The 14,963-nt window shown below is 59.0% G+C and carries 13 protein-coding genes and 1 pseudogene; 10 read left to right on the top strand and 4 right to left on the bottom strand.

Annotated elements, in window-relative coordinates:
- Window positions 1-273 precede the first annotated feature (273 nt).
- Window positions 274-729, top strand: a complete 456-nt coding sequence (locus C7534_RS03995; RefSeq protein WP_046033274.1) for a DUF721 domain-containing protein — start codon at window positions 274-276, stop codon at window positions 727-729.
- Window positions 730-836: 107 nt separating this feature from the next.
- On the opposite strand, the gene C7534_RS03990 is transcribed toward C7534_RS03995, so the two are convergent.
- Window positions 837-2,324: a helicase HerA-like domain-containing protein gene (locus tag C7534_RS03990; protein ID WP_109785266.1), complete on the bottom strand. Its 1,488-nt coding sequence runs from the start codon at window positions 2,322-2,324 to the stop codon at window positions 837-839.
- 185 nt (window positions 2,325-2,509) lie between these two features.
- Here C7534_RS03990 and C7534_RS33210 point away from each other — a divergent pair.
- Together C7534_RS33210 and C7534_RS33205 are read left to right on the top strand one after the other, a co-directional pair.
- Window positions 2,510-3,541, top strand: a pseudogene (locus tag C7534_RS33210) (HAMP domain-containing protein); the annotation flags it as partial.
- A gap of 93 nt (window positions 3,542-3,634) precedes the next feature.
- The gene (locus C7534_RS33205; RefSeq protein ID WP_442963198.1) at window positions 3,635-4,399 is read left to right on the top strand and encodes a methyl-accepting chemotaxis protein; all 765 of its coding nucleotides are present in this window, start codon (window positions 3,635-3,637) and stop codon (window positions 4,397-4,399) included.
- Window positions 4,400-4,572: 173 nt separating this feature from the next.
- On the opposite strand, the gene C7534_RS32590 is transcribed toward C7534_RS33205, so the two are convergent.
- Window positions 4,573-4,749, bottom strand: coding sequence for a hypothetical protein (locus tag C7534_RS32590; RefSeq protein ID WP_175648978.1), 177 nt, complete (start codon window positions 4,747-4,749; stop codon window positions 4,573-4,575).
- 86 nt (window positions 4,750-4,835) lie between these two features.
- Entirely contained in the window at window positions 4,836-5,684 is an 849-nt protein-coding gene (gene purU / locus C7534_RS03980; protein WP_046033272.1) for a formyltetrahydrofolate deformylase, read from the bottom strand.
- A 338-nt stretch (window positions 5,685-6,022) separates the two neighbouring features.
- On the opposite strand from purU, the gene mvaT reads away from it, so the two are divergent.
- Complete coding sequence (gene mvaT, locus C7534_RS03975; RefSeq protein WP_007933316.1) at window positions 6,023-6,400, top strand: histone-like nucleoid-structuring protein MvaT; 378 nt, start codon at window positions 6,023-6,025, stop codon at window positions 6,398-6,400.
- A 100-nt stretch (window positions 6,401-6,500) separates the two neighbouring features.
- On the opposite strand, the gene sbcB is transcribed toward mvaT, so the two are convergent.
- Window positions 6,501-7,931 carry an exodeoxyribonuclease I gene (gene sbcB / locus C7534_RS03970; RefSeq protein ID WP_046033271.1) on the bottom strand — a complete coding sequence of 477 codons (1,431 nt, stop codon included), beginning with the start codon at window positions 7,929-7,931 and terminating at the stop codon, window positions 6,501-6,503.
- Between the two features lie 183 nt (window positions 7,932-8,114).
- Between sbcB and C7534_RS03965 the strand changes: the two genes are divergently transcribed.
- From C7534_RS03965 to C7534_RS03940, 6 genes are read left to right on the top strand one after another with little or no spacing between them, the layout of a single operon-like run.
- Window positions 8,115-8,840, top strand: a complete 726-nt coding sequence (locus C7534_RS03965) for an RDD family protein (RefSeq protein ID WP_109785059.1) — start codon at window positions 8,115-8,117, stop codon at window positions 8,838-8,840.
- Complete coding sequence (locus C7534_RS03960; protein ID WP_109785058.1) at window positions 8,837-9,814, top strand: stage II sporulation protein M; 978 nt, start codon at window positions 8,837-8,839, stop codon at window positions 9,812-9,814. Before C7534_RS03965 ends, C7534_RS03960 begins: the two co-directional genes overlap by 4 nt.
- The gene (locus tag C7534_RS03955; RefSeq protein WP_109785057.1) at window positions 9,801-11,345 is read left to right on the top strand and encodes a DUF4129 domain-containing protein; all 1,545 of its coding nucleotides are present in this window, start codon (window positions 9,801-9,803) and stop codon (window positions 11,343-11,345) included. Before C7534_RS03960 ends, C7534_RS03955 begins: the two co-directional genes overlap by 14 nt.
- Window positions 11,342-12,505 (top strand): DUF4350 domain-containing protein, encoded by a 1,164-nt coding sequence (locus tag C7534_RS03950; protein ID WP_046033267.1) that lies wholly within the window; start codon window positions 11,342-11,344, stop codon window positions 12,503-12,505. Before C7534_RS03955 ends, C7534_RS03950 begins: the two co-directional genes overlap by 4 nt.
- Complete coding sequence (locus C7534_RS03945) at window positions 12,502-13,503, top strand: AAA family ATPase (protein WP_109785056.1); 1,002 nt, start codon at window positions 12,502-12,504, stop codon at window positions 13,501-13,503. The genes C7534_RS03950 and C7534_RS03945 overlap by 4 nt, the downstream gene beginning before the upstream one ends.
- The gene (locus tag C7534_RS03940; protein ID WP_109785055.1) at window positions 13,500-14,831 is read left to right on the top strand and encodes a DUF58 domain-containing protein; all 1,332 of its coding nucleotides are present in this window, start codon (window positions 13,500-13,502) and stop codon (window positions 14,829-14,831) included. The genes C7534_RS03945 and C7534_RS03940 overlap by 4 nt, the downstream gene beginning before the upstream one ends.
- The last annotated feature ends 132 nt before the right edge of the window (window positions 14,832-14,963 follow it).

Here is a 14,963-nt window from a genome sequence, read left to right as displayed (position 1 = left end):
GCGGCCCCGAGAGTCGCCCGTGCAGCCCTCATGGCCGCATGCGAACGAGCATTCTACCCGGAAACGATGGTGAGGAAAGTGGCGTTATTCCACGATGCATGCACTGCGTTGTAACGGGGCTCACTTAAAATAAGGGCTTTTTGCTGAACTTCAAGCCATTCACTGCAGAAGTTACTTGTTGATTTAATGGGTAAAGCGAGCGCAAAGCAATGGGGCGGGTGCAAGTGATGCTTTCTGCTACCATAGCGGCTCTGTTACTTCAGGTGTCTGATCATGGCATTTCGCCCTCTCACGGCCAGAGCACCCGCCGTTCTGCTTCGCGAAGCCAAGCCGCTGAAAGCCATTTTCAGCCAGGCTCAACGCCTGGGTCATTTACAACGTCTGCTCGAAAGCCAATTGCAGCCTGCCGCCCGTGAACATTGCCATGTGGCGTCGTGGCGCGAAGGCAGTTTGCTGCTGATCATTACCGATGGTCATTGGGCAACGCGCTTGCGTTATCAGCAAAAGCGCCTGCATCGCCAACTGCAAATGTTTGATGAATTCGCCAGTTTGACGCGGATTCTGTTCAAGGTGCAGCCGCCAACCGTGCAACAAGGGGCTGCTGGCCACACCATCAGTTTGTCGCCCAACGCGGGCGCGACCATTCAGGCCACGGCCGAGAGCATCAGCGATCCGAATCTGCGGGCCGCCCTGGAACGCCTGGCGGCCCACGCCAAGCCCAAAACCTGAGATCACCGATTTCTGTAGGCGCATGGCTTGCCCGCGATGGGCGCGCCGCAGTGCAACAGATACTCCGCGTTATCGTTCATCGCGGGCACGCCATGCCCCCACAGGGTTCAGCGGCTTTTTTTGCCGCCGAGCAGCGAGCCCATCAGCCCACGCACCAATTGTCGGCCTAACTGGTTAGCCGCCTGTCGCATGGCCGACTTCAACGCCTGCCCGGCTGCCGTACCCAGAAATTCCCCGGCCTGGTCAGTGAAGCTTGGCTCTTCGGGTGCAGGCTTGGCCGGCGTCGCATCGGGATCGGGGGCCAACCCCTTGCGCCCCATCAGCACTTCATAAGCCGACTCACGGTCGATCGGTTTGTCATAACGGCCCTGCAACGGCGAACCGGCCACCAGCGCTGCACGCTCCGCCTCGCTCAAGGGCCCGATCCTCGATTGCGGTGGCGCGATCAATACACGCTGGACCATCTCCGGCGTGCCTTTATCGGCCAGCGTGCCGACCAGCGCCTCGCCAATCCCCAACTCGGTCAAAACCGACAAGGTATCGAACGCCGGGTTCGGCCGAAAACCCTCGGCCACGGCGCGCAAGGATTTCTGTTCCTTGGCCGTGAACGCGCGCAAGCCGTGCTGAACGCGCAAACCCAACTGCGCCAGCACGTCATCCGGTAAGTCGCCCGGCGACTGGGTGACGAAATACACCCCCACGCCTTTCGAGCGAATCAGTCGCACCACTTGTTCCAAGCGGTCCTGCAACGCCTTGGGCGTGCCCGCGAACAGCAAATGTGCCTCGTCGAAAAACAGCGCCAGCAGCGGTTTGTCCGCATCGCCGCGCTCCGGCAATTGTTCGAACAATTCAGCCAGCAACCAGAGCAGGAAGGTCGCATAAACCTTCGGTGCTTCGTGCACCAGGCGACTGGCATCCAGCAAATGAATGCGCCCGCGACCGTCAGCGGTCGGCTGCAGGATGTCTTCAAGTTGCAGCGCCGGCTCGCCAAACAGTGCTTCAGCGCCTTGTTGCTCCAGCGTCGCCAGACGCCGCAGCAGCGCCTGACTTGAGCCGGTGGTCATCAACGCAGCGTCATCCCCGAGCAATTCGGGGTGGTCGCGCAGGTGATTGAGCAGCGCCTTCAGATCCTTGAGATCGAGCAGCAATAGCCCTTCGCGATCCGCCACCTTGAACGCCGCATACAGCGCCGACTGTTGACTGTCGGTCAGTTCCAGCAGGCTGCCGAGCAACATCGGGCCCATTTCACTCAAGGTTGTGCGCAATGGATGACCGGACTGGCCATGAATGTCCCACAGGGTCACCGGATACGCCTGGGGCTTGTGGTTCAGCCACGGCATCCCGGCAATGCGTTCGGCGATCTTGCCTTGCGGGTTGCCGGCGGCGCCGAGACCGCACAAGTCGCCCTTGATGTCGGCGGCAAACACCGCCACCCCGGCATCGCTGAAGGCTTCGGCCATGCGCTGCAACGTGACGGTTTTACCCGTCCCGGTAGCGCCTGCGACCAGACCGTGGCGGTTCGCCAGACGCATGGCCTGGGCGATGGGCTCGCCGGCAAGGTCAGCGCCGAGAACGAGTTGCAATGAGTCAGGCATTTTGTCACCCATGGTTAATCTTTGAGCCGGCACGGCCGATACAAAAACCGAGACTACACAGAAATTAGCGTCGGTAATTCCCTAAGGAGAGGACGGAAATATCAGCTTATTTTCAACACTGCCCATTTTGCGTGCCTTTATAAAAGCACGCTCAGGACATTAAGACCTTAGCGGAACCCCAAGCCATGAACAAAAACCTGCGCTTCAGCCATAAAATCTTGCTTGCCGCCGCCCTCGTCGTAATTGCAGCCTTCGCTTCGTTTACTCTGTACAACGACTATCTGCAGCGCAATGCAATACGCAGCAATCTCGACAACTACCTGCAAGAAATGGGCAGCGTGACGGCCAACAATATCCATACCTGGCTGGCGGGCCGTAGCCTGTTGATCGAAAACCTGTCACAAAACGTCGCATTGAACGCTGACACCGGCAACGTCTCCAAGCTTCTTGAACAGAAGGCGGTGACGTCAACCTTCATGGGCGCCTATCTGGGCAACAAGGATGGCACCTTCATCATCCGCCCAGACAGCAAAATGCCGGATGGCTATGACCCTCGCGCTCGCCCTTGGTACAAGAGTGCCCAAAGCGCCAGCGGCTCGGCACTGACCGAACCGTACATCGATCTCGCGTCTGGCCAATTGGTCATTTCCATCGTCAACAGTGTGCTCAAAGACGGTCAAAACATCGGTGTGGTCGGCGGTGACCTGAGCTTGCAAGTGATCGCCGACAGCCTCAACGCGCTGGACTTCAACGGCATGGGTTATGCCTTCCTGGTCAGCGCCGACGGCAAGATCCTGGTTCACCCGGACAAAGCCCTGGTGATGAAGTCCCTGAGCGAGGCGTTTCCGAAAAACCCCCCGCGCATCAGCAACGACTTAAGTGAAGTCGACGTTGACGGCAAGACCCGCATCGTCACATTCACCCCGATCAAAGGCCTGTCCTCGGTGAACTGGTACATCGGTCTGTCGGTGGATAAAGACAAAGCCTACGCGATGCTCAGCGAATTCCGCGCCTCGGCGGTCGTAGCGACCGTCATCGCCGTGGCCATCATCATCGCGTTGCTGGGCATGCTGATCCGCATCCTGATCCAGCCGTTGCACGTCATGACCCGCGCGATGGCCGACATTGCCGACGGTGAAGGTGACCTGACCAAGCGCCTGACCATTGAAAACAACGACGAATTTGGCGTTCTCGGCACGGCGTTCAACCGTTTCGTGGAGCGTATCCACGGTTCGATCCGTGAAGTGTCCTCGGCCACCGGCCAGGTCAACGAAGTGGCCCTGCGTGTGGTCGCCGCGTCGAACTCGTCGATGTTCAACTCCGACCAACAAGCCTCGCGCACCAGCAGCGTGGCCGCAGCGATCAACCAGCTCGGTGCCGCCGCCCAGGAAATCGCTCGTAACGCCGCTCAAGCGTCGAGCCAGGCCAGTGATGCCCGCAGCCTGGCCGAAGACGGCCAGCAAGTGGTGGATCGCAGCATCAAAGCGATGAATCAACTGTCGAGCATGCTCAGTGCTTCGAGCACCAATATCGAATCGCTAAACAGCAAAACCGTGAACATCGGGCAAATTCTCGAAGTGATCACCAGCATCTCCCAACAAACCAACTTGTTGGCACTGAACGCGGCCATCGAAGCGGCCCGTGCCGGTGAAGCCGGACGTGGTTTTGCGGTGGTGGCCGACGAAGTGCGCAACCTCGCACACCGCACTCAGGAGTCGGCACAGCAGGTGCAGACCATGATCGAGGAACTGCAAATCGGCGCCCGTGAGTCCGTCAGCACCATGAGCGACAGCCAGCGCCACAGTCAGGACAGCGTGGAAATCGCCAACCTGGCGGGCGAGCGCTTGAACAGCGTGACCTTGCGCATCGGAGAAATCGACGGGATGAACCAGTCGGTGGCGACGGCGACTGAAGAACAGACCGCGGTGGTGGAGTCGATCAACGTCGACATTACCGAGATCAACACCCTCAATCAGGAAGGTGTGGAAAACCTGCAATCGACATTGCGGGCGTGCTCCGACCTTGAGCAGCAGGCAGCGCGACTCAAGCAGTTGGTAGGCAGTTTCCGTATCTAGTGTCTGAACCGGCCCCTTCGCGGGCAAGCCCATTCCCGGGGTTTTGCGTGAACCTGGGAGAGAAGGCTTGCCCGCGAGAGAGGTCTCAAGACACTACCAATCCTCGCTGTCGCGTCCCCCTCCGCCTCGGCCAATGGCGAAATGTCCTGCAGGATCGATGAAGTTGCTGAAGTTCAAGCAGGCTTAGGCGTGTCATCGGGCTCTTGCTGCAACTGTTCCCACAACTCGGCGGCGCCGGGAAACTCCGTACCATCTTCGGGGCTCATGTCCTCCGGATCGTAGCGACTCAAGCATCCCTCGCCTAATGTCGCTGGTGCCTTGGAAGTGGCTTTGTCGAGTGGATCGGCCATGGTCAAAACCTCAGTGTAGAAACGGCGAAGGGCCTGAAGCGATTGAACGCCCAGGCCCTTCGAATTTCAACCGTGTTGTATGACAGTCAGAACACTACGGTTTTGTTGCCGTGTACTAACACCCGGTCTTCCAGGTGATAACGCAGCCCACGGGCCAACACCATCTTCTCGACGTCACGGCCGAAACGCACCATGTCTTCAATGCTGTCACTGTGGCTGACACGCACGACGTCCTGCTCGATGATCGGCCCGGCGTCCAACTCTTCCGTCACGTAGTGGCACGTCGCGCCGATCAACTTCACACCGCGCATGGAGGCCTGGTGATACGGCTTGGCCCCCACGAACGACGGCAGGAAGCTGTGATGAATGTTGATCACTTTATGGGCATATTCGCTGCACAACTCGGGCGGCAGGATCTGCATGTAACGGGCAAGTACCACCACTTCGGCGTCGTGCTGTTTGACCAGGCGCGAAACTTCAGTGAAGGCTGGTTGCTTATCCTGCGGATTGACCGGGACGTGGTAATACGGAATGCCGTGCCACTCGACCATGCTGCGCAAGTCATCGTGGTTGGAAATCACACAGGAGATTTCGCAATCCAGTTCGTCACTGTGCCAGCGGTGCAACAAGTCGGCCAGGCAGTGGGACTCACGGCTGGCCATCAACACCACACGCTTCTTCTGCGCGGTATCGGTGATGCGCCAGTTCATCGAGAACTCTTCGGCAATCGGTGCAAACGCTTCGCGAAAGGCTTCGATACCGAATGGCAGCGAATCGGCACGAATTTCGTGACGCATGAAGAACCAGCCACTGAGATTGTCCGAGTGATGGCTCGCTTCGGTGATCCAGCCGTTATGTGACGCCAGAAAGTTACTGACTTTAGCAACGATGCCGACGCGGTCTGGGCAAGCAATCACCAGCCGAAAAGTGCGCATGAGGGGGAAACTCCAGAACTTCGCAAAGGCCGCCATTCTAGCGATTGCGCAGCAAAACTGCAGTATTGATGACGTACTACCCGGAAAACCGGCCTACGGCCCCCGCGTTGATAGCACCCGCTCCCCGCGCGTTGGGGATCTTTTAAACGATATCTAGAGTCAATTTGTGAATATCCGTGATGACTGCATCACACTACTTAATCGGCACCTCAATTGGCGCCTATTTCATCGAAACTAATTTAATTAAAACGCCGGTTAAATGTTTACTTGATGAAACACCCTGACTATTATTGCGGCACTGTCCCCTGCCATCCAGCGCCCAACATAAGGTAGTCCTCATGTCCTTGATCAACGAATATCGCGCCACCGAAGAAGCTATCAAAGAGCTGCAAGCCCGTTTGAAGAACCTGTCCCAAGACGACAAACTGCAAACCGAGCTGGAATTCGAAGGCAAACTGCGCACCCTGATGGGCGAATACTCCAAGTCCCTGCGTGACATCATTGCGCTGTTGGATCCAGAGTCCAAAACCAAAGCACCACGCGGCGGCGCAGTAAAAACTACTGGCACCAAGCGTGCTCGCAAAGTTAAACAATACAAAAACCCGCACAACGGCGAAGTCATCGAAACCAAAGGTGGCAACCACAAAACTCTGAAAGAGTGGAAAGCCAAGTGGGGCGGCGACGTGGTTGAAGGCTGGGCTACTCTGCTGGGCTAAGCCACAGGGTTTGTCAAAGCATTAACTGCGACAAAAAATAACGCCAGCAATTGCTGGCGTTTTTTTATTCCCGCGATTCATTCCCCGGGCATGTTCGTTTTCAAAGATTCAAACGTTTGCGTAGTCCCTGAACATAACTCTGCCATTCATTCAACACCTCTCGCTGAAACGTTGTAGCCGTTTCGTTCAATTGGGCTGCGGCTTCTGAAAAAGTATCCAGCGTATTGGGTGCCCCCCACTCGGGTGCCGTCAAACGTTGCTGACAGAATATTCGCCAGCGCTCTTGCTCCTCGAAATTCAACGTATCGGGGAAGTTGCGTGCGCGATAACGAAACAATAATTCAGGTAAACGTTCGTCATCGAAAGGCCATTGCTCTTGTGATAATTGGGCAGGGTCCGAGGTTCGGACTTGCTCACATAGACGCCGGTCCCGGTCACCGATAAAACCATCGTATAACTGTTGCTCCGGATCCTGGCTTGGCGTGAAATCTTCGCTGGCATAAATGGCCTGTACTTTGTCTCGCCAAACTTGTTGTGCGTCGATTAGCCGCAGCGAACGTTCCTGATAAAGCGCCATGTCCAGCCCCAGGCGTTGCTGATCCTCAGGCCGAAGTACCGACATCGGCGCGACCACCGGGCACTTGTTGATATGAATGAGTTTAAGTGGCACAGGCAGTTCGCCTTCGGCCAGGTCATCGCGACGGGTGTACAGACGCTGACGCAAAGTATCGGCATCCAGGTCCAGCAGCCCCTGGGGGTCCAGATGCAAGTCGCAGACAATCAAGGCGTTCTTGTTACGCGGGTGCCAGGCCAATGGCAGCACCACACCCACATAGCTGCGAGCCGCCGAAAAGCGTCCGGAAATGTGCACCAGCGGTTGCAACAGGCGAATCTGGTCCATCACCTTTTGTTTACTGCGCAACTTGAACAGCCAGTCATACAACTTGGGCTGTTTCTCGCGAATCAGGCGCGCCAGCGCAATGGTAGCGCGAACGTCCGACAGCGCTTCGTGGGCATTGCCATGATCGATGTTGTTGGCGGCGGTCAGACGCTCGAGCTTGAGCGTCACTCGCCCCTCTTCGTCCGTGGGCCAGACGAGCCCGTCGGGACGCAGCGCATACGCCGCTCGCACCACATCGATCAGGTCCCAGCGGCTGTTGCCGCCCTGCCACTCCCGTGCATACGGATCGAAAAAATTTCGATACAGGCTGTAACGGGTCATCTCGTCGTCGAAACGCAGCGTGTTGTAACCCGCACCGCACGTTCCCGGCGCCGCTAACTGGGCATGCACCCGCGTCATGAAATCAGCTTCGCTCAAGCCCTGTTCAGCTAACTGGCCGGGCGTAATGCCGGTGATCGCGCAGGCGGCAGGATGCGGCAGGATGTCGTCACTGGGCTGGCAGTAAAGATTGACCGGCTCGTCTATTTCATTGAGATCGAAGTCGGTGCGAATCCCCGCCACTTGCAGCGGACGGTCGCAGCGGGGATTGATGCCAGTGGTTTCATAGTCGTACCAGAAGATGGAGGTCACGGGCTATTCCTGAACTGAAGATCGGCGAAGTCTAGGCGTTCACATCCCGCCCCGGCCAGTAATCTTGCCATTCAATCACCTCTGGCCACTCACCGTGCACTACATAGTTATGTCGTTTCCCCCCCAGAGGCTGCTAGCATCGGATGGACATCGAATCCCGAACAGGCCACATCAAGGTTGCCCATGCTCGAGACCACAGCACTGCCAAGGAAAGCGACGCTGTCCCCGCCACTGGATACCCGGTATCAAGTCGAAACGCCCGAAGGCATCGACTTGCCACTGCGCCCGGCCGGGCTGATGGTTCGTGCGCTGGCCTTCTCCATCGACCTCGGATTGCGCGGGTTGATCCTCGGTCTGTTGTTCATCGTATTGGCGTTTCTCGGAAAGCTGGGCGCCGGCCTGGGTTCAATCCTGCTGTTCGGTGTGAGCTGGTGGTACATGGTGCTGTTCGAAGTGCTCAATCAGGGGCGCTCACCCGGCAAACAATGGATGGGCTTGCGCGTGGTGCAGGATGACGGCACGCCTATCGGCTGGTCTGCTTCGCTGCTGCGTAACCTGCTGCGATTCGTCGACCTGTTGCCGTTCGGCTACTTCCTCGGCGCCGTCAGTTGCCTGCAACACCCGACCTTCAAACGCCTCGGCGACCTGGCTGCCGGCACGTTGGTCATCTACCGCGAACAACCGTTGCCCCCACCGCAACTCCCCGACGCCCAACCCCGGCGCCCGGCGTTTCCCCTGTCGCTGACCGAACAGCGCGCCATCCTCGGGTTTGCCGAGCGTCAGGGCGAACTCTCCGAGGCGCGGGTCAACGAACTCGCCGCGATCCTTGCCCAGCCGCTGCAGGTACCCGCACCCAAGGCAGTGGACGAACTGAACGGCATTGCCCGCGGCTTGTTGGGGCCGACATGAAGCAAAGCCTTTTCGAAAGTCGCCACAAGGCTGAGTGGGAACAGTTTTCGCTGATGCTCGAAAGGCTGGAGCGAGGCAAGGAAGCGGCACGATTCACCAGTTTTCCTGGTGATTATCGAAGGCTCTGCCAACATTTGGCGCTGGCTCAGGAACGCGGCTACAGCAGCTTCCTGATTGACTCGTTGCAGCAACTCGCCTTGCGTGGCCATCAACAGCTGTATCGGCATCGCAGTCGGCTGGGGGCGAGTGTGTTGGCGTTTATCCTGGCCGGTTTCCCTCGACTCGTGCGTGAGCAATGGCGTTTTGTGCTCGCCGCCGCCCTGTTGTTCTTTGGCAGCCTGATCGGTTTCGCGTTGCTGGTTTACCTGTTTCCGGACCTCATCTACAACCTGATTCCGGCCGAGCAGGTCAGCGAAATGCAGAGCATGTACGACCCCGTCGCCGGCCACTTGGGTCGCACGGCGGAACGCGCGGCGAGTGAAGACTGGGTAATGTTCGGTTACTACATCATGCACAACATCGGCATCGCCTTTCAGACCTTTGCCAGCGGTTTGCTGTTGGGTGTGGGCAGTGCATTTTTCCTGCTGTTCAACGGTTTGATGATCGGGGCGGTGGCCGGGCATCTGACGCACATCGGTTATGGGCAAACGTTCTGGACATTCGTGATCGGCCACGGCGCCTTTGAGTTGAGTGCCATTGCGCTCGCGGGGGCCGCCGGCCTGCAACTGGGTTGGGCGCTGATCGCACCCGGGCGCCTGCCCCGCGCCGAAGCCTTGCGATTGGCTGCGCGCAAAAGCGTGCTATTGATTTGCGGGGTAATGCTGTTTCTGCTGATTGCCGCATTTATCGAGGCGTACTGGTCATCAATGACCGCGCCCCAGGCCACTACCAAGTACCTGGTCGGTGCGGTGCTTTGGCTGTTGGTGGCAACGTATCTGTTGTTTGCCGGACGGAGGCGCCATGCGCCTGAGTGACGCCACGGTCGTCATCCGTCCCCGTTCCACCTGGGAAGCCATGGATCTTGGTGTCCTGCTGAGTCAGCGCCACCGCCGCCTGTTGATGACCAGTTGGGCCATCGTGACCTTGCCGGTCTTCGCCCTGCTGAGCGTGGTGCTGTGGAATTCCCCTACCCTCGCGGTGTTTATTTTCTGGTGGCTCAAACCCGCGTTCGAACGCCTGCCGTTGTACATCCTGTCCAAATCAATGTTCGGTGAAACGCCCACATTGAAGCAGGCCCTGCTCCAATGGCCGCGCCTGCTCAAGCCACAATTGCTGGCCAGCCTGACCTGGCGTCGCTTGAGCCTGAGCCGCAGTTTTGTGATGCCGGTGGTGCAACTCGAAGGCCTGGGCGGACATGAACGCCAACAGCGTTTGCACGTCCTGCTGCAACGCAACGCGGGCGCCGCGCAATGGCTGACGATCATCGGCATGCACCTGGAAACCGCCTTGTGGATCGGCTTGATGGTGCTGTTCTACCTGCTCCTGCCGCCGCAGGTCCAGATCGACTGGAGCTGGCAGACGTTGATTTCGGCCGGCGTGCAAGACTGGCGTTGGCTGGAACACCTGACCAACGCTTTTTACGCAGTGGTGCTGGTCATCTGGGAGCCGATCTATGTGGCGTGTGGGTTCAGCCTTTATCTGAACCGGCGCACAGTGTTGGAGGCTTGGGATATCGAACTGGTGTTCCGCCGATTGCGTCAACGCCTCAACAGCACCATCGTTCCCTTGCTGCTGGCCGCCATTCTGATCATCCCCACCGTGCAAACGGTCTGGGCGGCCGAGCCGCTCATCTCACCGGACAGCCCGCGTCTGCTGGATCAACCGCTAACCAGCCAAGCGTCGAAGGACAGCATCAAAACCCTTCTCGAACAGCCGCCATTCAAGAACAAGGAATCGGTCACCCGCTATCGATTCGGCGAGGACAAATCGGCGGACACAACCTCAGGGGACAGCAAAACACCCCAATGGCTGGAGGTGTTATTGAAGCTGCTCGACAACCAACGCTTCGGGTTTCTGGCCAACTTGATCGAAGTGTTGCTGTGGGGCGCGGTGATCGGGGGCATCGGGTTACTGATCTGGCGTTACCGCGAATGGTTGCAGGCGTTCGTCAGCCGCCGACCGGCCTTGACCATCAACATCGCACGGTCTGTGCCGCAACAGGCATTTGGCCTGGACCTCAAGCGCGAAAGCCTGCCCGCCGACATCGCCACCGCCGCCGAAAATCTCTGGCAGTCCAACCCTCGTGAAGCCTTGGGTTTGCTGTATCGCGCCCTGCTCAGCCATTTGCTGCACGACCACCACATTGCGCTAAAACCGGCCGACACCGAAGGCGAAGTGCTCCAACGCGTCGAGCAACTGCAACAGCCGGCGCTTTTGACCTTCAGTAAAAACCTGACCCAGCACTGGCAGAACATGGCCTACGGGCATCGCCTGCCTGCGGCGCATTTGCAACAGGAACTCTGTGACGGCTGGCGCACATTGTTCGGCCCGGGAGCGGCGCGTTGAATCGGCACCGCGGGCTGGCGATCGGGCTGATCGTCGCGGTGCTCGTGGCCGCGCTGAGTATTTATCTGTACCTGAAGGCCACGCCCTATCAGACCGAAATCGATCACGGCCCATCGCCAGAAGCCCAAGCCAATCCTTACTTGGCCGCCGAATACTTTCTAGGCAAACAGGGCCTGAACGTCAGCCATGCCAACAGCCTCGATATCCTGCCGAGTATCGATCCTCATCAACACAGTCTGTTGCTGCTCGGGGACCGGTCGAAGATGTCCCCGCGCCAGGTTGATCAGGTGATGAACTGGACTCGGGCGGGCGGGCGCTTGCTGTTTGTCGCCCAATCCTTGTGGGATGAAAAACTGGGCCAGAGCAATGACCTGTTGCTCGACCGCGTGCAATTGCACCAGTCGCTGAGCAAAGACCTGAAAGACCCGCCACCCAATGTTTTCGAAGACTCCTTTCCCAAGCTGACCAAACTCTATCTGGAAGACGAGGACGCACCGGCCTACGCCAGTTTCGATACCGCGTTCCATCTCGACGACCCGAAAAACCTCGCGCAATCCTGGGCCAACAGTGGCAAAGGCACGCACATGATGCAGCTGAGCCACGGGCTCGGCTCAATCATCGTGGTCACTGATGCCGACCTGTGGAAAACCCCCGCCATCGATCAATACGACAACGCCTGGCTGCTTTGGTACCTGACCGCAGACACGAACGTGACCCTGATGTTCAACACCGTTCACGACAGCCTGCTGACCTTGCTTGTGCGCTATTTCCCCCAAGCGCTGGCGGCCCTGATCGCCTTGATTGCACTTGTCTGCTGGCACGTCGGTGTGCGCAATGGTCCGTTGCTGGAACCTGCGCCCAAGGCGCGTCGCCAGCTTCAGGAACACCTGCGCGCCAGTGCCGATTTCATGTTGCGTCGCAACGGTCAACATCACCTGCTGCAAGCGTTGCAGCAAGACATCTTGCGGCGTGTCCGGCGTCGTCATCCAGGCTTTGAACAACTCGTCATTGCCGAGCAATGGCTGGTGCTCGCACGCCTGACCGGCCAACCCACGCGCGCGATCAGTCAGGCCATGAGCCCGCGACCGAAGCAGCGGTTGTCCAGCGTGCAATTCAGCCGCCAGGTCGCCCACCTGCAAACCTTGAGGAACGCCTTATGAGTGAACAGATCGAGCCCGGCAGCGCGACCCACGCTGCCCAGCAACGCCAACGCGCCAGTCAGTTGGCTCAGGCCGTGAGAACCGAACTGCAGAAAGCCGTGATTGGTCAGGACACGGTCATCGACGACGTGCTGACGGCATTGATCGCTGGCGGCCATGTGCTGCTCGAAGGCGTGCCAGGGCTGGGCAAGACTTTGCTGGTGCGCGCCCTCGCCCGCTGCTTCGGCGGCGAATTCGCACGCATCCAGTTCACCCCCGACCTGATGCCCAGCGATGTCACCGGGCACGCGGTCTACGATCTGAGCACCGAACAATTCAAACTGCGCAAAGGGCCGCTGTTTACCAACCTGCTGCTGGCCGACGAGATCAACCGCGCCCCGGCGAAAACCCAGGCCGCACTGCTCGAAGCCATGCAAGAACGCCAGGTCACCCTCGAAGGTCGCGCCCTGCCCATCGTGCAACCGTTCATGGTGCTCGCCACGCAAAACCCTATCGAGCAGGAAGGTACTTACCCACTGCCCGAAGCCGAGCTCGACCGCTTCATGCTCAAAGTGCGCATGGACTACCCCGATGCCGAGCAAGAGCTGAACATGGTGCGCCAGGTCAGCCGCTCGACCCGCGCCGACATGCTCGATGTGCAGCCGCTGCGCACCCTGTTGCAGGCCAAGGACGTGTCGACCTTGCAGCGCATCGCCAGCGATTTTCCGCTGGACGATCAGGTGCTCGATTACGCCGTGCGCCTGGCCCGTGCCACCCGCACCTGGCCCGGCTTGACCCTCGGCGCCGGGCCTCGGGCGTCCATCGCGCTGGTGCGTTGCGCACGGGCTCGCGCGTTGCTGCGCGGCGGTGAGTTCGTGATTCCGGATGACATCAAAGGCTGCGCCCTGGCGGTGCTGCGTCATCGCGTCCGGATCGCACCGGAGCTCGACATCGAGGGGCTGGACGTCGATCAAGTGCTCAAGCAACTGCTCGATCAAGTACCGGCGCCGCGCCTGTGAAACCCTCGCGCCTGCTGCTGATCTGGCTCGCGATCCTGCTGGCCATCGGCATCGTGCTGGGCGCATTGCGGGCACTGGACTTCGCCGTCCCGTCGACCCTGTTGTCGATCAACTGGGGGCTGCTGCTGGCCCTGTTGGCGCTGGCTGTGCTCGACACCATTCGCCTCAAACGCCTGCCCTCGCCGCGCGTGCACCGTCACATGCCCGGCAGTCTTGCATTGGGCCGGTGGAGTGAAGTGCGACTGGACATTGAACATGCGTTTGCTCAACCGCTGAACGTACAGCTTTTCGACCATGTGCCGCCGGGACTGAGTTTCGAAAACCTCCCCCTGTCCGTCGAACTGCAACCCGGGCTACAGAGCCAGATTGGCTATCGATTGCGTCCGCTCAAGCGCGGCCACTTCAGCTTCGAACACTGCGAAATCAGCTTGCCGAGCCCCTTGGGCTTATGGTCCGACAAGCGTCTGCTGAACGTGATCGACAACACCCGCGTCTACCCCGACTTCGCTCGCCTCTATGGCGGCGAACTGTTGGCGGTGGACAACTGGATCAGCCAGCTCGGCGTACGGCAGCGCCAGCGTCGCGGGCTGGGCCTTGAGTTCCATCAACTGAGGGAATTCCGCGAAGGCGACAGCCTGCGCCAGATCGACTGGAAAGCCACCGCCCGCCAGCGCACGCCGATCGCCCGTGAGTATCAGGACGAGCGCGATCAACAGATCATTTTCATGCTCGATTGTGGCCGCCGAATGCGCAGCCAGGACGGCGAGCTCGCGCATTTCGATCACGCGCTGAATGCCTGCCTGTTGCTCAGTTACATCGCCCTGCGCCAAGGCGATGCGGTGGGCCTGAGCACATTCGCCAGCGATCATCCCCGCTACCTCGCCCCGGTCAAAGGCACTGGTCAACTGAACGTGTTGCTCAACAGCGTCTACGACCTCGACAGCACCCAACGCCCCGCCGATTACCAGGCCGCCGCCACCCAGTTGCTGGCCCGCCAGAAACGTCGGGCGCTGGTGGTGCTGGTCACCAACCTGCGCGATGAAGACGACGAAGAACTGCTGACCGCCGTCAAACGTTTGAGCAAGCAACATCGGGTGCTGGTGGCGAGTTTGCGCGAAGACTTGCTCGACAATTTGCGGCACGCGCCCGTGCAAACCTTGCCGGAGGCGTTGGCTTATTGCGGGACGGTGGATTACTTGAATGCGCGGGCGGAGCTCCATGAGCGGTTGAGTGCTCATGGAGTGCCGGTGGTGGATGCGCGGCCCGTGGAGTTGGGTGCAAAATTGGTGACTCGATATTTGGAATGGAAAAAAGCCGGAACAATTTAATGGTAAGTCGCAATCAATTGGTTAGGTCTTGAGACGCAAACAAATATGCTGAACGAGCATTAATCACTAGTACTTATTTGATAGTACTCGCAAAAAACACTCTGACTTACAACCTCATCGTTTAGTCAAAAG

Origin of the sequence: Pseudomonas sp. OV226 (assembly GCF_003148705.1) — a bacterium.
Taxonomy (GTDB): Bacteria; Pseudomonadota; Gammaproteobacteria; order Pseudomonadales; family Pseudomonadaceae; genus Aquipseudomonas.
The sequence above is the reverse complement of the archived record's forward strand: the minus strand, read 5'-3'. Positions and strand labels throughout refer to the sequence as shown.

Coding starts and splice junctions, on each gene's coding strand:
- C7534_RS03990 (WP_109785266.1), bottom strand. CDS start 2,324: ATGCCTGACTCATTGCAACTCGTTCTCGGCGCTGACCTTGCCGGCGAG.
- C7534_RS03995 (WP_046033274.1), top strand. CDS start 274: ATGGCATTTCGCCCTCTCACGGCCAGAGCACCCGCCGTTCTGCTTCGC.
- C7534_RS32590 (WP_175648978.1), bottom strand. CDS start 4,749: ATGGCCGATCCACTCGACAAAGCCACTTCCAAGGCACCAGCGACATTA.
- C7534_RS33205 (WP_442963198.1), top strand. CDS start 3,635: ATGTTCAACTCCGACCAACAAGCCTCGCGCACCAGCAGCGTGGCCGCA.
- purU (WP_046033272.1), bottom strand. CDS start 5,684: ATGCGCACTTTTCGGCTGGTGATTGCTTGCCCAGACCGCGTCGGCATC.
- mvaT (WP_007933316.1), top strand. CDS start 6,023: ATGTCCTTGATCAACGAATATCGCGCCACCGAAGAAGCTATCAAAGAG.
- C7534_RS03965 (WP_109785059.1), top strand. CDS start 8,115: ATGCTCGAGACCACAGCACTGCCAAGGAAAGCGACGCTGTCCCCGCCA.
- C7534_RS03955 (WP_109785057.1), top strand. CDS start 9,801: ATGCGCCTGAGTGACGCCACGGTCGTCATCCGTCCCCGTTCCACCTGG.
- C7534_RS03945 (WP_109785056.1), top strand. CDS start 12,502: ATGAGTGAACAGATCGAGCCCGGCAGCGCGACCCACGCTGCCCAGCAA.
- C7534_RS03960 (WP_109785058.1), top strand. CDS start 8,837: ATGAAGCAAAGCCTTTTCGAAAGTCGCCACAAGGCTGAGTGGGAACAG.